The organism is Arthrobacter sp. BL-252-APC-1A (assembly GCF_009696625.1).
Classification (GTDB): domain Bacteria; phylum Actinomycetota; class Actinomycetes; order Actinomycetales; family Micrococcaceae; genus Arthrobacter_B.
Window position 1 is genome coordinate 270,315 of record NZ_VULS01000001.1, and the last position, 16,666, is coordinate 286,980.

At 66.0% G+C, this 16,666-nt stretch carries 17 protein-coding genes and 1 riboswitch; of the genes, 12 read left to right on the forward strand and 5 right to left on the reverse strand.

Annotation, left to right across the window (positions count from 1 at the left end; all coding sequences use genetic code 11):
- Positions 1–58 precede the first annotated feature (58 nt).
- Complete coding sequence (locus FYJ28_RS01290) at positions 59–1,351, forward strand: pyridoxal phosphate-dependent aminotransferase (protein WP_154578012.1); 1,293 nt, start codon at positions 59–61, stop codon at positions 1,349–1,351.
- Here FYJ28_RS01290 and FYJ28_RS01295 read toward each other — a convergent pair.
- Positions 1,348–2,139 carry a putative protein N(5)-glutamine methyltransferase gene (locus FYJ28_RS01295; protein WP_154578013.1) on the reverse strand — a complete coding sequence of 264 codons (792 nt, stop codon included), beginning with the start codon at positions 2,137–2,139 and terminating at the stop codon, positions 1,348–1,350. The genes FYJ28_RS01290 and FYJ28_RS01295 overlap by 4 nt on opposite strands.
- 115 nt (positions 2,140–2,254) lie before the next feature.
- On the opposite strand from FYJ28_RS01295, the gene FYJ28_RS01300 reads away from it, so the two are divergent.
- The 4 genes from FYJ28_RS01300 to FYJ28_RS01315 are packed head-to-tail and all read left to right on the forward strand — an operon-like array spanning position 2,255 to position 5,358.
- Positions 2,255–2,665 carry a TOBE domain-containing protein gene (locus FYJ28_RS01300; protein ID WP_055241372.1) on the forward strand — a complete coding sequence of 137 codons (411 nt, stop codon included), beginning with the start codon at positions 2,255–2,257 and terminating at the stop codon, positions 2,663–2,665.
- Positions 2,662–3,429 carry a molybdate ABC transporter substrate-binding protein gene (modA, locus tag FYJ28_RS01305; RefSeq protein WP_326831426.1) on the forward strand — a complete coding sequence of 256 codons (768 nt, stop codon included), beginning with the start codon at positions 2,662–2,664 and terminating at the stop codon, positions 3,427–3,429. The genes FYJ28_RS01300 and modA overlap by 4 nt, the downstream gene beginning before the upstream one ends.
- On the forward strand, positions 3,419–4,261 hold the full coding sequence (locus FYJ28_RS01310) for an ABC transporter permease (RefSeq protein WP_326831427.1): 843 nt from the start codon (positions 3,419–3,421) through the stop codon (positions 4,259–4,261). Before modA ends, FYJ28_RS01310 begins: the two co-directional genes overlap by 11 nt.
- Positions 4,261–5,358, forward strand: coding sequence for a sulfate/molybdate ABC transporter ATP-binding protein (locus tag FYJ28_RS01315; RefSeq protein WP_154578015.1), 1,098 nt, complete (start codon positions 4,261–4,263; stop codon positions 5,356–5,358). The genes FYJ28_RS01310 and FYJ28_RS01315 overlap by 1 nt, the downstream gene beginning before the upstream one ends.
- Here FYJ28_RS01315 and FYJ28_RS01320 read toward each other — a convergent pair.
- The gene (locus FYJ28_RS01320; protein ID WP_055241363.1) at positions 5,345–6,088 is read right to left on the reverse strand and encodes an SDR family NAD(P)-dependent oxidoreductase; all 744 of its coding nucleotides are present in this window, start codon (positions 6,086–6,088) and stop codon (positions 5,345–5,347) included. The genes FYJ28_RS01315 and FYJ28_RS01320 overlap by 14 nt on opposite strands.
- The gene (locus FYJ28_RS01325) at positions 6,072–6,794 is read right to left on the reverse strand and encodes a TetR/AcrR family transcriptional regulator (RefSeq protein ID WP_326831428.1); all 723 of its coding nucleotides are present in this window, start codon (positions 6,792–6,794) and stop codon (positions 6,072–6,074) included. The genes FYJ28_RS01320 and FYJ28_RS01325 overlap by 17 nt, the downstream gene beginning before the upstream one ends.
- Before the next feature lie 122 nt (positions 6,795–6,916).
- On the opposite strand from FYJ28_RS01325, the gene FYJ28_RS01330 reads away from it, so the two are divergent.
- From FYJ28_RS01330 to FYJ28_RS01340, 3 genes are all read left to right on the forward strand, one after another.
- The gene (locus FYJ28_RS01330) at positions 6,917–7,585 is read left to right on the forward strand and encodes a response regulator transcription factor (protein WP_154578017.1); all 669 of its coding nucleotides are present in this window, start codon (positions 6,917–6,919) and stop codon (positions 7,583–7,585) included.
- Complete coding sequence (locus FYJ28_RS01335; RefSeq protein WP_154578018.1) at positions 7,582–8,838, forward strand: sensor histidine kinase; 1,257 nt, start codon at positions 7,582–7,584, stop codon at positions 8,836–8,838. Before FYJ28_RS01330 ends, FYJ28_RS01335 begins: the two co-directional genes overlap by 4 nt.
- 87 nt (positions 8,839–8,925) lie before the next feature.
- Positions 8,926–9,420, forward strand: coding sequence for a hypothetical protein (locus tag FYJ28_RS01340; RefSeq protein ID WP_154578019.1), 495 nt, complete (start codon positions 8,926–8,928; stop codon positions 9,418–9,420).
- A gap of 25 nt (positions 9,421–9,445) precedes the next feature.
- On the opposite strand, the gene FYJ28_RS01345 is transcribed toward FYJ28_RS01340, so the two are convergent.
- A complete protein-coding gene (locus FYJ28_RS01345; RefSeq protein WP_154578020.1) occupies positions 9,446–10,354 on the reverse strand; it encodes a macrolide 2'-phosphotransferase in 909 nt (302 codons plus the stop codon).
- 116 nt (positions 10,355–10,470) lie between these two features.
- A riboswitch (SAM riboswitch) is annotated at positions 10,471–10,589 on the forward strand.
- A 73-nt stretch (positions 10,590–10,662) separates the two neighbouring features.
- On the opposite strand from FYJ28_RS01345, the gene FYJ28_RS01350 reads away from it, so the two are divergent.
- From FYJ28_RS01350 to hrpB, 4 genes are all read left to right on the forward strand, one after another.
- Positions 10,663–11,538: a MetQ/NlpA family ABC transporter substrate-binding protein gene (locus FYJ28_RS01350; protein ID WP_055241353.1), complete on the forward strand. Its 876-nt coding sequence runs from the start codon at positions 10,663–10,665 to the stop codon at positions 11,536–11,538.
- Between the two features lie 69 nt (positions 11,539–11,607).
- Positions 11,608–12,636 carry a methionine ABC transporter ATP-binding protein gene (locus FYJ28_RS01355; RefSeq protein ID WP_154578021.1) on the forward strand — a complete coding sequence of 343 codons (1,029 nt, stop codon included), beginning with the start codon at positions 11,608–11,610 and terminating at the stop codon, positions 12,634–12,636.
- A 1-nt stretch (position 12,637) separates the two neighbouring features.
- The gene (locus FYJ28_RS01360) at positions 12,638–13,297 is read left to right on the forward strand and encodes a methionine ABC transporter permease (RefSeq protein WP_154578022.1); all 660 of its coding nucleotides are present in this window, start codon (positions 12,638–12,640) and stop codon (positions 13,295–13,297) included.
- Between the two features lie 79 nt (positions 13,298–13,376).
- Positions 13,377–16,004, forward strand: coding sequence for an ATP-dependent helicase HrpB (gene hrpB, locus FYJ28_RS01365; RefSeq protein WP_326831429.1), 2,628 nt, complete (start codon positions 13,377–13,379; stop codon positions 16,002–16,004).
- Positions 16,005–16,055: 51 nt separating this feature from the next.
- On the opposite strand, the gene FYJ28_RS01370 is transcribed toward hrpB, so the two are convergent.
- On the reverse strand, positions 16,056–16,568 hold the full coding sequence (locus tag FYJ28_RS01370; RefSeq protein WP_160317933.1) for a CarD family transcriptional regulator: 513 nt from the start codon (positions 16,566–16,568) through the stop codon (positions 16,056–16,058).
- Between the last annotated feature and the right edge of the window lie 98 nt (positions 16,569–16,666).

Consider the following 16,666-nt stretch of genomic DNA (forward strand, 5'->3'; position numbering starts at 1 on the left):
GAACCGCTTTGTCCTGTGCCGGTTTGGTTCGGAGCCGCCGCGGTGGGAAAATCCGATCATGCCCCTGATGCAGAATTCCAGCCGTTTGCAGAACATCCGCTACGACCTGAGGGGGCCGGTACAGGCCGTCGCCAAGCAGATGGAGGCGGCGGGGCAGCGCATCCTGAAGATGAATCTCGGTGATCCGGCACCGTTCGGACTCGAAGCTCCGGAATCAATCGTGGTTGACATGATCCACCACCTGCGCGGAGCTCAGGGCTACAGCGATTCCAAGGGCATTTACTCAGCCCGGACCGCGATCTCGCAGTACTACCAGACCCGCGGACTGATGCAGATTGGCGTCGATGACATCTGGGTTGGCAACGGGGTCAGTGAACTGATCTCAATGACTCTGCAGGCGTTCCTGGAGGCCGGCGACCAGGTGCTGATTCCATCACCGGACTATCCGTTGTGGACGGCCTCGGTGATGCTCTCCGGCGGAGAAGCCGTTCATTATGCCTGCGACGAGGAGAACAACTGGTGGCCGGACATGGCCGACCTCGAAGCCAAGATCAGCGACCGCACCCGTGCGATCGTCATCATCAATCCGAACAACCCCACCGGCGCGGTCTACCCCCGGCACATCCTTGAGCAGTTCGTCGACCTGGCCCGCCGCTACAACCTGGTGCTTTTTTCGGACGAGATCTACGAAAAGATCCTCTACCGGGGTGCAGAACACATCCATACGGCCTCGCTGGCGGGTGACCTTCCGGTGTTGACTTTCTCCGGACTGTCGAAGGCCTACCGGATGCCCGGCTACCGGGCCGGCTGGGTGGCGATCACGGGAAAGCGGGCGGACACCGCCAGCTACCGGGAGTCACTGGACCTGCTGGCGTCCCTGCGCCTGTGCCCCAACGTGCCGGCACAGCATGCAATTCAGACCTCCCTGGGCGGATACCAGAGCATCAATGACCTGGTGAAGCCCGGCGGCCGCCTCGCTGAGCAGAGCGACCTCGCCTGCCGGCTCCTCAATCAGATCCCCGGCGTCAGCTGTGTGCCCGCGTCCGGTGCCATGTACCTGTTTCCGAAACTGGACCGGGGCATGTATCCGTTCGACGACGACGAGAAGTTTGTCCTGGACCTGCTGGAGGAACAGAAGATCCTGGTCTCGCAGGGCACTGCGTTCCATTGGCCTGCCCCTGACCACTTCCGGTTCGTGATCCTGCCGGCCGAGGAAGACATCCGCGACGCAGTCAACCGGATTGCCGAGTTCCTCGCCGGACACCGGGTGCCGGATGCAGCAATGGATGCCGGCACCGGGACTGTGGCCGATGCCGGGAACGAAGCCGGACAGGCCGCGCCCGCAGCCTAGACGTAACGGTTCTTCAGCGTGCCGGACACCACCGCTGTGGCGGTGTCCGTGTCGGTGCGGACTGCTGCGTCAAACCCGGCGGCGGCGAAATCCTCAGCCAGGTCCGTGGCCTGGCCGCCGCTGCACTCAGCCAGCAGTTCCCCGCCCCGGCTTAGCCATTGCGGTGCCTGGGCAGCGATCCGGCGGAGCAGTTCCAGCCCCTCCCTGCCGCCGTCCAGCGCGGCGGCGGGTTCATGAATACGGGCCTCCCGGGGGAGGAAGGGCAGCTGCTCCGTAGGAACGTAGGGAGCATTGGCAACAACGACGTCGATCCTCCCGCGCAGGTGCCGGGGCAGGGCATCGAACAGGTCCCCCTGGTACACCTGCGCCTGCACACCCAGATTCGTGCGGGCGGCGGCGACGGCCTCCGGCGCAAGATCCGCCGCGTGCAGTTCCACCTGGGGGATGGCCGCGGCAAAGACGGTACTTAGTGCGCCGCTGCCACAGCACAGATCCAGGATTACAGGGGCGTTCCGGCGGTTCGCGGACTCGAGTGCCGCAGCGGCGAGGAACTCCGTGCGCCGGCGCGGAATGAAGACACCCGGATACACGTGCACACGCCGTCCCAGGAACTCTGCCCAGCCCAGCACATATTCAAGCGGTTCGCCCGTGAGCCGCCGCCGAAGCAGGCTCTCTGCCTCGCTCGCTGAGGAAGCACCGCGTAGAAGCAGGTCCGCCTCTTCCAGTGCAAAGACGCATCCAGCCTGCTGCAGCTGCGCCGCGAATCGGAACTGCTGGTCGGCTTCCATGCCGCCGCTCCTTCCCTTTGCGTAGGCCACTGACCCAGCTCTCCTACCGGATGTGATGCCGCAAATATCTCCGCACTGAATGGAAATGAACGCGTCTGCGGTTTATTGTCGTTGCATGCCTAGCCTAAGAGTTGCCGAAGCTGCACGGTTTCTTGGTGTCAGTGACGACACTGTGCGCCGTTGGATTGAGAACGGTACCCTGACTGGACACCGGGACGCCAGTGGCAGACAGGTCATCGACAGCCTGGAACTGGCCCAGCTTGCCCGCCGGCAGTCCCAGCTGCCCGAGGATCCAACGGAAATCGCGAGCTCCGCCCGCAACCGGTTCGTGGGACTGGTTACCGAGATCATCTCGGACAAGGTGATGTCCCAGGTCGAGATCCAGTGCGGACCGTTCCGCGTTGTCTCCCTCATGAGCACCGAGGCCGTCCGCGAACTGGGACTCGAACCCGGTTCCACCGCAACGGCGGTGGTGAAGGCAACCAACGTCATCGTCGAAACGCCGCCGGGAAAGAAGCTTCCGTGAGCCGGTGCCGTTTCGGTACGGTCATTAAGGCCTCACTGGTCGTCGGCGTGCTGGCCGGGTGCTCCAACACGGCCGCGCAGCAGAGGGAAAGCGGTCAACTGACCGTGTTTGCTGCAGCGTCCCTGTCCGCTCCCTTCACCCGGCTGGCGGAGGACTTCGAGGCGGCTAATCCCGGGACTGCGGTGCGGCTTAACGTGGCCGGGTCCGCAGACCTCGCCGCCCAGATCCTTGCCGGTGCACCGGTGGACGTTTTCGCTTCCGCTGATGAGGCCAACATGGCCAAAGTGGTGGACGGAGGGCTCACGGCCGGTGAACCCCGGGACATCGCAACGAATACCCTGACCATCGCCGTCCCAAAGGGAAATCCGGCGGGCATCACTGGATTTGCCGATCTGGCCGGCGCGGGTGTGCAGGTGGTGGTCTGTGCCGTGCAGGTTCCCTGCGGCGCTGCTGCGGCAGAGCTGGAAGAAGCCGCCGGCCTTCGCCTTTCGCCGGTCAGTGAAGAGACTTCGGTAACGGGAGTACTGGGCAAGGTGGCTTCCGGAGAAGCCGATGCCGGGCTGGTCTACGTTACTGACGTCCTTGCGGCTGGAGAGAGTGTCCAGGAGGTACCGTTTCCCGAGGCGCAGCAGGCCGTGAACCGGTATCCGCTGGTTCAGCTCGCCGGCCCCGCCGATGCAGACCTGGCAGCTGCGTTTGTCCGGTTCATCCGGGGCGCCGAAGGCCAGGCGGCGCTGGAGGAGGCCGGTTTTGGTGCCCCCTAGCAGTACGGTGCCGCTGCCGCGCTGGGTGCTGGCCGGCGCCGTCGCCGGAGCGCTGTTCCTGCTGCTGCCGCTGGCCGCGGTGACCGCTGAGGTCAACTGGGCAGAGTTCATCCCCCTGGTGACGTCGGACGCCTCGCTCGCTGCCCTGTCGCTGAGCCTGCGCACCGCAGCCGCGAGCACCCTGTTCTGTATCCTGCTCGGCGTACCGCTGGCCCTGGTCCTGGCCAGGACGCGGTTCCCGGGAAAGCGGCTCGTCCGGTCCCTGGTGCTGCTTCCTCTGGTGCTGCCTCCGGTGGTGGGCGGCATCGCCCTGCTGTATACCTTTGGACGCCAGGGGCTGCTTGGCGGGACGCTGGACCTGCTGGGCATTCAGGTCGCTTTCTCAACCACGGCGGTGATCCTGGCTCAGACCTTTGTGGCACTGCCCTTCCTGGTCCTGACCCTTGAAGGAGCCCTCCGGACTGCAGGAACCCGCTACGAAGCCGTTGCTGCAACGCTCGGCGCCCGCCCCTGGACGGTCCTCCGCCGGGTCACCGTACCGCTGGTTCTGCCCGGACTGGCGAGCGGGGCAGTGCTTTCCTTTGCCCGCTGCCTGGGTGAGTTCGGTGCCACCCTGGCCTTCGCAGGCAGCCTGCAGGGTGTAACCCGGACCCTTCCGCTGGAGATTTACCTCCAGCGGGAGGCCGACGCCGACGCCGCGGTGGCACTCTCGCTCGTACTGGTCGTGGTGGCTGTGGCAGTGGTGGGGCTGTCCTACCGGTCTGCGCCGGGACGCTCCGCTTCCACCCGGTCCGCTGCGGGACGTTCAGCACCGGCAGGAGCAGCGGGCTGATGGCACTGCGAATCCAGGCGGAGCTTCCGGACCGCGGGGTGGACGTCGCCTTCGAAATCGGGGACGGGGAGACCGTGGCTCTGCTCGGTCCCAACGGGGCCGGGAAATCGACCGTTGTATCGCTGCTGGCCGGCCTGGTGCAGGCATGGAACGGCCGCGCGGAGCTGAACGGCACCATCCTCTTCAGCCTCTCCAACGGCAAAGGACTGTCCCTCCCGGCCTACCGCCGCGGAACGTCCCTCCTCGCCCAGGAAGCGCTCCTGTTTCCGCACCTGAGTGCCAAGGAGAACGTTGCCTTCGGCCCGCGCAGCACGGGCACCTCACGCAGGGCGGCCCGGGCAGCTGCCCGGCGCTGGCTCGCCGAAACGGATGCCGCTGCATTCGCCTCCAAACGGCCGGGTGAGCTCTCCGGCGGCCAGGCGCAGCGGGTGGCCCTGGCCCGCGCCCTGGCGGCGGAACCGGACCTGCTGCTGCTGGATGAACCCATGGCGGCCCTGGACGTTGAGACGGTTCCAGTGATGCGCAGGCTGCTCAAGCGTGTCCTGGCCGGGCGCAGCGCACTGATCGTCACCCACGATGTGCTCGATGCCCTCACCCTCGCGGACCGGGTCCTGGTGATGCAGGAAGGACGGATCGTTGAATCCGGCCCGCCCGCCGAGGTGCTGCGGCGCCCGCAGAATCCCTTCACAGCCAGCCTTGCCGGACTCAATCTAATCCGTGGAGGGGTTAGCGGCGGCCGTCTCGTGACCGCCGATGGACTGCAGATCACAGTTCCGGACGCCGGTGCTGCAGCGCAGGCCGCCGGCGCGCTCCTGGCGGCGTTCCCGCCGTCGGCCGTTGCGGTCCGAAGGCCGGGCGCACCCGGCACTGCTGACCCGGGCCGGGAAGTCCTGAGCGTTACCGTAACGGATCTTGAACCGCAGGGGGACCGGATTCGGGTGCGGGGCGCGGGCCTGGCTGCGGACATCAGCCCGGCCGCCGCAGCCGAACTGTCCCTGGGCGTGGGAGAGCAGGCGGAGTTCCTTCTCGATACCTCAGCGGTGACCAGTTATGCGGCGACGGCGGTGCCGGGCTGGCAGCCGCTTAGTACAGCTTGATGGAGCCGCCGTCTGCCATCAGGGTCTGTCCCGTCATATAGCGGGAGTTTTCACTGCCCAGGAACACAACGACGGGGGCAATGTCCGTTTCCGGATCACCGAGGCGGCCGAGCGGAATACCGTCGAGGACTTCCTGGTAAGCGTCCGGGAATGCCTTGCTCCACTGCACGATTCCCGGAGTCAGGGCAACGGGAGAAACTACATTGACCCGGATGCCGTCAGCTGCCCACTCGGTGGCGGCCGTCCTGGTAATGGCGCGGATGGCTTCCTTCGCCGCGGAGTAGGCCACCTGGTTGGGCAGGCCCTTCATACCGGCTCCGGAAGCAAAATTGATGATGCTGCCGCGGGTCTTTTTCAGTTCCGGATAGGCGGCGCGCATGAGGTAGAAAGTGGCCATCGTTCCGGTGTTGAAGGACAAGTCCCAGATCTCTTTGGTGGTTTCCAGGATGGAGGCCTGCCTGGAAGCGTGCGCATTGTTTACCAGGATGTCCAGGCCGCCGAAGCGCTCCACCGTCTCGGCGACGATTGCAGCGGCGTTCGCCTCGACCGAAATATCCCTGGCAATGAAAATCGCCTCGCCGTCGAGCTCAGCCAGCAGCTTCTCACCCTGATCCTGGTCAATGTCCACGACGGCGACCCTTGCCCCTTCGGCGAGGAACCGCCGGACGATTCCCCGGCCAATGCCTCCTGCACCGCCGGTGACGATCGCGGTCTTATTCTTCAGTTGCATGATCTTCCTTCCGTAAAACCGGCTCCCGGGAAGGACCCGGTGCCTGGGCGCTGAATTCGATGCCGCGGATGAAGTTGGCCACCAGGAAGTCCAGGGACTGCCGGGAAACCTCGTCATTGATGCGGCGGTGCTGGAAGCGTTCTGCCCGCGGATAGGGTTCCGGGTTGTGCGGCTGCAGGCTGCCGGATTCCCGCTTTGACCCGTCGGGACCGGAAACAGGCGTGGCAGGAACTGCCGGCGTTGAATCAGCCGCCGCGGCAACGGACACGGTTCCTATGACTGCAGCTGAGACTCCCAGCAGGCAGTCGAACCCTTCGTCTTCCGTCAGGCCGGCAGCACAGAGACTGGAGAGCAGGCGTTCCACATCTGCCGGGTCAGCCAGATTGACCAGGCGCCGCGGACTCAGAATGATGCCCAGCAGCCAGGGGTGGGTGGTAAAGGTATGCCACAGGGAGCCGGCCATGTGCGCCAGCATGTCCTGCCACCGGTGTTCTCCCTCCGGCAGGAGGGAGTAGCTCTTCACGGCGTCGGCCATCAACAGGAGAAGTTCCTGCCGGCCGGCCACGTGGCGGTAGAGAGCCATCGCCGAAACGCCCAGGTCACCGGCGACCCGGCGCATGCTGACGGCCTCCAGCCCTTCGTTATCCGCGATCCGGGCAGCAGTACGGGCAATCACTGCCGAACTTAGCGACTGGTCTGCTGCCACGGAACTTCCTCCGAACGGTGGTGTTGAGTTACTGCCGGAACCACTCGCGGAATCCGGGTTGTTTACAGTGTAAACACGCAAGGGCGCGTACATCCGGTTCTGCCCGCTCATATACTCGCGCAATGGAGGGCCAACCGCGGATCCTGGTGGTGGAAGATGACGTGCGCCTGGCACAGATGCTTACGGAGATCCTTGAGTCAGAGGGTTATTCAGTAACTGCAGCCTATGACGGGCAGCGGGCCCTTCACGTGGGCCTCACCCAGGACTTTGACGTACTTCTGCTGGACCGCGGCCTGCCGGCGATCGAAGGCCTGGATGTCCTGGCGCGGCTGCGCAGCAGGGGAGTTGCTGTGCCGGCCCTGGTGCTTTCCGCCCTTGGAAACCCTTCCGACCGGGTCGAAGGGCTGGACCGCGGGGCAGAGGATTACATGGGCAAACCGTTCGACGTCGACGAGCTGCTGGCCCGCCTTCGCGCGCTGCGTCGCCGCACAGCGCCGCAGGTGCCCGTGCTGCCTGTACCCGGCGGAATGTTTGATACCGGCGGCAGGACTGTGACGCAAAGCGATGGAGCGGTGGCAGTGCTTTCCGAGCGGGAGGCAGCTCTTCTGGAAGTGCTGGCGCGCCGCCCCCTGCAGGTCTTTCCCCGTGAGGACCTGCATGACCTTGTGTTCCCGGACGCCGATGACGACGGCGTTGTGGATACCTACGTCCATTACCTGCGCCGCAAGCTCGGCAGGGCCTCGGTCCTGACGGTACGGGGAATCGGCTACCGGCTGGGCAAGTCAGCATGACGCGGCGCTGGTTCCGGACGGAGCGGGGGAACGACGCCGATCCGCGGCGGGCGGCACGCCGTCTGGCTTTGCAGTTCACGGCACTGACAGTTGTACTCCTCTCCCTGGCCGGAGCGGTTGTCTACTATCTGGCGGCCGCCGGTGCCGAACGGGCGCTGCAGGACCGCCTTGAATCGGCGGCAGCCCTGAAGAACCCGCGGGATGCTCCGCTGGACATCTTCCTTGCTGTCTATGACCGTGGCCGGCTGAGCGTATCGAGGGACATGCCCGAGGGCCTTCCGGTTGAAACATCACTTGCATCCGTGGCTGCCGGCGGCGGGGAAGTCGAGGAAACAGTCGACGCGTCGGGTACTACGTTTCGTGTGCTGACCAGGACTGACGGCAGGGACGTAGTCCAGGCGGCAATTGATACTTCCGAAACCCGCGGGCAGCTGGACCGGCTGGTGCTCGCCCTCGTTTCAGCCGTCCTGCTTTCTGCAGTGGTTGCGGCGCTCTTTTCCGGCCTGGCGGCACGGGCTGCGATGCGTCCGCTGGTGGAGGCGCTGGCGCTGCAGCGCAGGTTTGTCTCCGATGCCAGCCATGAACTGCGCACACCCCTAACTCTGCTCAGTACCCGGGCGCAGCTGCTTCGGCGCCGTCTGGGCGCCCGGCCTGCGGAAGGTGGTCCGGCGGAACGGTTCGAACCGCCTGAGCAGAAGTTCGTGGAGTCCGGCCTGGATGAAATTATCGCGGACACGGGAGTGCTGACCGAAATCCTGGAGGATCTGCTCGAGTCCGCCGATCCCCGCCGGGCGGGCCCGCCGGAGCCCGTTGACCTGGGCGCCGCGGCGCGGCAGGGGGCCGAGACATTCGCCACCGCGTTAAGGGCCAACGGCCTGCAGCTGAAGCTTGATGTCCCAGGTACGCCGGTTCGAGTCCGTGCCGCGCCGGCAGCGGTGCAGCGGGTAATCACTGCGCTGCTGGCCAACGCGTCCGATTACGCCCGTTCCACCGTTTGGGTCCAGGTATCGGCAAGCGGGCGCGAAGGTGTCCTCCGGGTTTCCGACGACGGCCCGGGCCTGCCCAGCGAACTCCGCGGGCGGGTGTTTGAACGCTTCGCCTCTGTGCGGGAGACCTCCGGCGGGCATACCCGCCACTATGGACTTGGCCTTGCCCTGGTCGCTGAGATTGCCGGCAGGTTCGGCGGGACGGTGCAGGCTGAACCGGGCCACGGCATGGGCGCCTCGCTGACGGTTCGCCTTCCGCTGGACTAAGGCGGACTTCTAAGAAACTTCGAAGAAAGACCCGGTTGGATAGAAAACGTAGGTATCCACACTCTGTTTGCGAAGGTGAAAGCAACCATGGAGATTGGCAGCAAAGCCAAGAAGATCATTGTCTGGAGTGCCAGTGGCCTGGCAGCTGCCGGCCTGCTGACCGGCACTTTCTTCACGGGTATGGCCGTTGCGGATAACACGGAACCTGCGTCGGTCACGTCCGAACTCGACGGCGAGCGTCCGGAGCGTCCTAAGCACGGCGATCACGGAGACCTGCCGCAGGACAACGATACTGAGGGCAGGGATTCCCAAAATAAGGATTCAGGGAGCCAGGACATTCAGGACGAGGACATTCAGGACGAGGACTCGCAGGACAGCGGCTCGGCGCGGCCGGACCGGCCGGAGCGTGACGGCGGGCCGGACGATGACGGCAGGTCCGGCAAGGACGGCTCCGGCAAGGAAGACGCCGGCCAGGGGAACAGCAAAGACGGCCACGGGGAACGTGGCGGCCACGGCCCGCACCACGGGCTCCCCGAGAGCGAAGGCGAAGCACCGGCTGAGGATGCTCCGGCCCGGAGCTAGGTGCCGTGCCCGGCAGCTGCGGTTCCTAGACCTGCAGCAGCTGGGCCTGGGCAGCTTCCCGATGTTCGGCCTGACCGGTGGTCAGCGCAAACATTGCATAGTTCAGCGGCCCTGCAGCGATCAAAGCGGTGCAGCGTTCTGCCAGGCGCGGCTCGGCAACGCCGGCCGCGTCCTGGTAGGCGCGCGCCACAGCGTCGAAAGAGTCCGGCGAGATGAGCTGGACGTACATGAACTCCAGTGCCGGATCGCTGACCTTGGCCGTGGTCCAGTCCAGAACGGAGACGATCCGGTCTGTTTCATCGAGCAGCAGATGCGCCGGGTACAGCTCCCCGTGGGTCAGGACCACCCGCTGCGGCCACAGACCGTCCTCGTCCAGCCACCGCCGCCAGCCGGAGAGCAGGGCAGAATCGATCCGGAATTCGCCCTCCACCCTTTCCAGGTTCTCAGCCCAGTACCCGCGGACTGCCTCAGGATTCTCTGACGGAATACCCGCTGCCGCGGCGGCAGCGGGATCCATCGTGTGGAGGGAAGCTATCAGCGCTGCCAGGGACTCAAGGTATTTCGCGGAGGTCGGATCGAAATGCCAGTTCGGCTGGTTCTCCGCGTTCATAGTGAGGCCCGGCGTTCCAGGCAGCAGAGGGTAGGCCACCAGATCGGATTCCTGGATTTTCCAGTCCGGCACGGCGACACCCAGCCGCGGACGCACAAAGTCCAGGATTGCCTGTTCACGCGCCTGGTTTGCTGCGACGTCGGGGCGTCGCGGGAGCCGCAGTACCCACTCCTGGCCAGTGCCGGCCTCCGTGGCGAAGGCGACGCGGTAATCCAGGCCGGCTTCATTGAAGCTGACACTGCCCGGATCCAGCGTCAGGCCATGAGAGGCGGCCAAGTCGAAGATATCCCCGGGGCTCGGCTGTGTTTCGGGCAGCTGGCTCATTTTTCCTTCTCTCCTGTGAGACGTTGCATTTCGCTGGAATTCACCGTGTGACGCCGCACGACGCCGGATGTCGCGCCGGTGGCCATCGTATCTTCCGGTCCCTACTGTGGGGGAAGAATCAAGAGCTCCAGCCATCGGCCCTGGCCGGCTGGACAGCAACCCTCTCGTCGTAGCGGGGTGCTCCAGGTGAAGATTCGGCCCTGCCGCGGACATCCCCGCGGGGCAAGTACGGCGCCGGCACTGCCCTCACAGCGGCCTGCGCCCCATCGTTCACGGCCCGCCGTGAACCCACCGGAGAGAACCGAACCATGAAAATCAGCAGGAAACTCCTGTCTCTGGCCGCTGCACCCCTCTTAGTCCTGGGCATCGCAGCCTGCGGCTCTGCAGCAGGTGACGAAGGAACCGTAAAGATCGGCGTCGTGGGTGCCAGTGATCCGTACTGGGCAACCTACGAGGAAGCTGCCGAAGCGGAAGGCATCGACGTCGAAATCATCGACTTCGCGGAATACACCCAGCCCAACCCCGCTCTCACCGAGGGCGAACTGGACCTGAACCAGTTCCAGCACATCATCTACCTTGCCCGGTATAACGTCTCTGCCGGGGAGGACCTGGTTCCGGTGGGATCCACCGCCATCTACCCGCTGGGTCTGTACTCCACGCAATACGACTCGGTGGAGGAGATCCCCGACGGCGCCACTGTGGCGGTGCCCAATGACGAGAGCAACCTGGCCCGCGGGCTGCTGGTGCTGCAGTCCGCAGGACTGGTGACCCTGGCCGACGGCGGAAGCGCCTTCTCCACGCTCGATGACGTCGATGAGGCCAAGTCCAAGGTGAAGGTCACTACGCTCGAAGCATCCCTCACACCGACGTCGCTTCCGGACGTCGCCGCGGCGATCATCAACAACGACTTCGTCGAGGATGCCGGGCTCAGTGCCGCTGACGCCATTGCCCAGGACGATCCCTCCGATCCCAAGGCGATCCCGTATGTGAACGTTTTCGCTGCACGTTCCGGGGAAGAGAACAACGAGACCTACCTGAAGCTGGTGGAGATCTACCAGAACACGCAGGCCGTGCAGGACGGAGTGCAGAAGGCTTCAGGCAACACCGCTGAGTTCCTCAAGGTGCCGGTCGAAGACCTGCGCAGTTCACTGGCCGACGTCCAGAAGGACATCGAAGAACAGTAGGCAATCCGCCCGCGGGCCGGTTCGGCGCTGCCGGACCGGCCCGCGCAGCCTGTCGGACAAGGAACAGCAATGGCTCTCATTTCACTGCGGAACGTCTCCAAGACCTATCCGCCTGCCCGCCGGGGCGAGCCCCCGGTTACGGCGCTGCAGGACATCAGCCTTGAAATAGAAGCCGGGGAGATCTTCGGCATCATCGGGTATTCCGGAGCAGGCAAAAGCACCCTGGTTAGGCTCATCAACGGATTGGAGGCTTCCACCGGGGGAGAGATCACAGTGGATGGCCGCGCGGTATCCGGTGTGCCCGAGCGCAAACTTAAAAGCCTGCGGCTGGACATTGGAATGATCTTCCAGCAGTTCAACCTTTTCAACTCCAAGACCGTTCGCAGCAACATCGCGTACCCGCTTCGTGTTGCCGGGCGCAGCAAAGACGAGATCACTGCCCGGACCAATGAGCTCCTGGCCTTCGTTGGGCTCACGGATAAAGCCGGCAGGTATCCTGAACAGCTTTCCGGCGGGCAGAAACAGCGGGTGGGCATCGCCCGGGCACTGGCAGCCTCCCCGAAGATTCTGCTCGCGGACGAAGCGACCTCGGCGCTGGATCCCGAAACAACCCAGGAAGTCCTGGCCCTGCTCCGCAGGGTGAACCGGGAGCTGGGGATCACCATTGTGGTGATTACCCACGAGATGGAGGTCATCAAGGACCTCGCCACGCGGGTCGCCGTGATGGACGCCGGGAGGATCGTTGAACAGGGCGGCGTGTTCGAGGTTTTCTCCAACCCGCGGGAAGAGTCCTCGCGCCGGTTCGTCTCCACCGTGGTCCGGGGGATTCCGTCAGCTGAGGAGGTGCGTACGCTGCGTTCCCGGCACGAGGGGCGGATGGTGACTCTTTCCTTCCGTGACGGGCACAGTTCCCAGGCTGCGGTGTTCCTGGAACTTGCAGCTGCCGGCGTCGGTTTTGAGCTGGTGTACGGCGGCATCAATGACATATCAGGCCGGGCGTTCGGCCATCTGACCCTGGCGCTCAAGGGCGCCGACCAGGCGATCGACGGCGCCCTGGCCGCCGTCGGGCATGGCATCAAGGTAACGGAGCTGGGCTGACATGGAAGACCTGATACCCCTGACGCCCCAGCTGTGGACCGCTGTGGGAGAAACCCTGTACATCGTGGGCCTGAGCCTGCTGTTCGGCGGGATAGGCGGCCTGCTGATCGGACTGGGGCTGTACACCACCCGGTCCGGTGCCCTGCTGGCCAACCGTGCCGTCTTTGGGACCCTGAACGTGCTGGTCAATATTTTCCGGCCCATTCCCTTCATCATCTTCCTCGCCGCGGCCCAGCCGCTGGCGCGTTCAGTTACGGGCAGCGGAATCGGCAACAACGCCATCATCTTCACCCTGTCGCTGGCAGCGGCCTTCGGCATCAGCCGGATTGTGGAGCAGAATCTGCTGACTGTGCAGCCCGGGGTGATCGAGGCAGCACGTTCCGTGGGAGCAGGGCGGAGGCGCATCATCCTGACGATCCTCATTCCCGAGGCGCTTGGACCGCTGATCCTGGGGTATACGTACATTTTCGTGGCACTCGTGGACATGTCTGCGGTGGCCGGGTACGTCGGCGGCGGCGGCCTGGGCAACTTTGCCATCCAGTACGGCTACCGCCAGTTCAACCCCGTGGTGACGTGGGCAGCCGTGGCGGTGATCATCGTCCTGGTCCAGCTGGTCCAGTTCCTGGGCAACCAGACCGCACGGAAAGTCCTGCGGCGCTGACCATCCCGGCGGCTGATTCCGGCCGGATGATGGGCAACAGCCTGACGGGTCTGTTGGCCGGGCGGGAGACAATAGGCAGGTGAACACTGCATTCCCCGCCGCCGACCTGCTTCCCAAGGGACCCTTTGATCTGTCCAGGCTTGGCAGGGGACTCGTGTTCGCCCAGGCCCTCCCTGCTGCCGCCGCCGCATTGACGCCCGGCAGCACCTGTGCCGGCAGCGCCGTCGTGCAGGCCCCGCCCGGAACCGGCAAAACCACCCTGATGCCGCCGCTGGTCGCCAACCTTGTGGCAGGGGCCGGCGTGCCCGGACGCGTCGTAGTGACCCAGCCGCGCAGGGTCGCTGCGCGTGCAGCCGCCCGCCGGCTGGCGGCCCTCGACGGCAGCGCTGTGGGGGAGCGGGCGGGCTACACCGTCCGGGGGGAAAGCCACGCCGGCAGCCGGACCCTGGTCGAGTTCGTCACCCCGGGGATCCTGCTCCGGAGGCTGCTGGCAGACCCGGGCCTGGACGGAACAGCCGCCGTCATCCTGGATGAAGTCCACGAACGCGGGCTGGAAACCGATCTCCTCATCGGGATGCTCGCCGAGGTACGGCAGCTGCGTGAGGATATGACACTGGTTGCCATGTCCGCCACGCTGGATGCCGGCCGATTCGCAGAGCTGATCGCTTCCCCGGAAACTCCCGCACCGGTCATCGACTGCCCGTCCGCCTTGTATCCGCTGGAGGTCAGGTGGCAGCCGCCTGCCGGGAAACGGCTGGATGAGCGGGGGATCACCCCCGGTTTCCTGGATGCGCTGGCCGGTCTCGCAGCGCGCGGACATGCCCTGGCGCTGGCTGAGGACCCGACAACTGATGCACTGGTCTTTGCCCCGGGTGCCCGGGAAGTAGCTCACGTGGCCCGGCGCCTGCGGCAGGAACTGGGAACCGGCACGGAGGTCCTTGAGCTGCACGGCCAGGCGCCTGCGGCGGAGCAGGACAGGGCCGTCTCCGGCCGGTCACCGGGCGGCCTGCCGCGCATCATCGTGTCCACCTCCCTGGCTGAGTCATCCCTGACAGTTCCCGGGGTGAGGCTGGTGGTCGATTCCGGCCTCTCGCGTGAGCCGCGGCGCGACGCCGCCCGCGGCATGAGTGGCCTGGTCACGGTCAGCTGCTCCCGGGCCTCGGCACAGCAGCGTGCAGGCAGGGCGGCCAGACAAGGCCCCGGCACCGTGATCCGGGCCTACTCCGAGGCAGCCTATGCCGCGGCTCCGGTCCAGCCCGCGCCGGAGGCAGCCGCAGCGGACCTCACGGCTGCGGCACTGGTCCTGGCCTGCTGGGGAACTCCGGGCGGGCGCGGGCTGCCCCTGCCGCAGACGCTTCCGGCCCCTGCGCTGGAAGACGCTGAAGCCGTACTGCGCAGCATCGGTGCCGTCGATGCGGAGGGACGCGCCACAGACACCGGGCAGGCACTGGCACGCATCCCTGCTGACCCGCGGCTTGCCCGGGCCCTTGTCGACGGTTCACCGCGGCTGGGTGCACGCAGCGCAGCCGAGATCACGGCCATGCTCGCCGGAGACTACCGGCCCGCAGGTGCCGACCTGGTGCGGCTGCTTGCCGCGCTGCGCTCAGGAAAGGACCCGGGCTCCCGTGCTTTCAGCCGCGAAGTCCGGCGCCTGCAGCAGTTCGCGAGGTCCCCCCAGGCCCCGACGGCGTCGGATCAGCGTGTTGGAGCTGGGGAAGCTGTCGGTTATCTGGTGGCCCTCGCCTTCCCGGACCGGGTTGCGCGGCGGGTGGCCGGAGCTTCGGACGAGCAGTACCTGCTTGCCTCCGGGACAAGGGCAGGGCTGCCGGCAGACAGTCCGCTGCGGGGGCACGAGTGGCTGGCAGTGGCGGACGTTTCCCGGGCAGCAGGCAGAGCCGCGGCGGGCACCGGCGCCGTCATCAGGGCAGCTGCGCCGCTTGATGACGGTACAGCGGAGGACGCCGCATCACACCTGCTTGAGGAAGAAATCATCGCCCGGTTCGACGGCGGCAAGGTTAGTGCCCGGCGCGTGCGGCGGCTGGGTGCCATCGAACTTGCATCCACGCCGGTCCGGCCCGCCGCGGCGCAGGGCCGCGGTGCAGTGGCACGGGCGCTGGCAGAACAGGGGCTGGGGGCTGTTGGCTGGTCGCCGGCGGCCGAGGGGCTGCGGCGGCGGCTTGCACTGCTTCACCGTGAACTTGGGGCGCCCTGGCCTGACGTCAGCGACAGGGCTCTGCTGGCCCGCCTCGATGACTGGCTGGGACCGGAACTGGAAGCTCTGGCTTCAGGCGCCCGGGCCTCCGATGTGAATCTGCTGGAGCCGCTGCGGCGCCTGCTGCCCTGGCCGGAGGCATCCGGACTCGACGCCCTTGCCCCGGAACGGATCCTGGTGCCAAGCGGCACCCAGGAAAGGATCAGTTATCCGGACGTGGAGGACGACGCCGGACGGCCGGTGCTGGCAGTCAAGCTCCAGAAGTGCTTCGGCTGGGCGGAATCTCCGCGGATCGCTGACGGCAGGGTGCGCCTGCAGTTCCACCTGCTCTCGCCGGCTGGTCGGCCGCTGGCGGTGACCGATGACCTGGCATCATTCTGGTCCGGTCCGTACTCGCAGGTCCGTGCGGAGATGCGCGGCCGTTACCCGCGGCACCCCTGGCCCGAGGATCCCTGGACGGCACCTGCGACTGCCAGGACCAAGGCCCGGATGTAGTGCAGGCCGCCACCCCGGGGTGACGGCCTGCACGGCGTGAAGAACAGGGGGCTACGTGACGGGCTCAGACAGTGAGTCCGCCGAACCCGACCACACGCCGTCAAGAACAGCGGATGCTTCATCCTCGCTTACGCCGAGCGAGAGGGAAATCTCCGTGAGCAGCGGACGGCGGGCATGCCTGAGCATGTCCCGCTCAGCGTGCGAAAGTCCCTTGTCCAGGGACCTGAGCGTCAGGTTGCGGACCACCCTGGCTACGTCTGTGATGTTGCCGCTGGCCAGCAGCTCGGTGTTTTCCTTGAAGCGGCGGGACCACTGGGTCTCTTCGGCGTCTGCGCCGGCCTTCAGCACTTCCATGAGTTTCTGGAGTTCCGGGCCGTTCAGCACCGGACGAAGCCCAACTTCTGCGGCTTTGGCCATGGGCACCCACACCTCAAGCTTGTTGGCCTGAACCTCCAGTACGAGGTACTCCATCTCCTCGCCGCGCACTTTACGTGTGGCGAGACGGAGAATTGCTGCGGGACCGTGGTGGGGGTGGACTACGGTTTGGCCTACGTTAAACGTCAATGTGGTTACCTCTGGCTGCGTCGATACCTGACCCGACATCCGCGGCGGCCCGGTTGGAAAGGCGCTCGGGGGACGGTCGTCCCGCCACCCGCCCGGGC

Coding starts and splice junctions, on each gene's coding strand:
- FYJ28_RS01335 (WP_154578018.1), top strand. CDS start 7,582: ATGACGCGGCGCTGGTTCCGGACGGAGCGGGGGAACGACGCCGATCCG.
- FYJ28_RS01315 (WP_154578015.1), top strand. CDS start 4,261: ATGGCACTGCGAATCCAGGCGGAGCTTCCGGACCGCGGGGTGGACGTC.
- FYJ28_RS01345 (WP_154578020.1), bottom strand. CDS start 10,354: ATGAGCCAGCTGCCCGAAACACAGCCGAGCCCCGGGGATATCTTCGAC.
- FYJ28_RS01355 (WP_154578021.1), top strand. CDS start 11,608: ATGGCTCTCATTTCACTGCGGAACGTCTCCAAGACCTATCCGCCTGCC.
- FYJ28_RS01290 (WP_154578012.1), top strand. CDS start 59: ATGCCCCTGATGCAGAATTCCAGCCGTTTGCAGAACATCCGCTACGAC.
- FYJ28_RS01320 (WP_055241363.1), bottom strand. CDS start 6,088: ATGCAACTGAAGAATAAGACCGCGATCGTCACCGGCGGTGCAGGAGGC.
- FYJ28_RS01350 (WP_055241353.1), top strand. CDS start 10,663: ATGAAAATCAGCAGGAAACTCCTGTCTCTGGCCGCTGCACCCCTCTTA.
- FYJ28_RS01330 (WP_154578017.1), top strand. CDS start 6,917: ATGGAGGGCCAACCGCGGATCCTGGTGGTGGAAGATGACGTGCGCCTG.
- FYJ28_RS01300 (WP_055241372.1), top strand. CDS start 2,255: ATGCCTAGCCTAAGAGTTGCCGAAGCTGCACGGTTTCTTGGTGTCAGT.
- FYJ28_RS01295 (WP_154578013.1), bottom strand. CDS start 2,139: ATGGAAGCCGACCAGCAGTTCCGATTCGCGGCGCAGCTGCAGCAGGCT.
- FYJ28_RS01360 (WP_154578022.1), top strand. CDS start 12,638: ATGGAAGACCTGATACCCCTGACGCCCCAGCTGTGGACCGCTGTGGGA.
- FYJ28_RS01340 (WP_154578019.1), top strand. CDS start 8,926: ATGGAGATTGGCAGCAAAGCCAAGAAGATCATTGTCTGGAGTGCCAGT.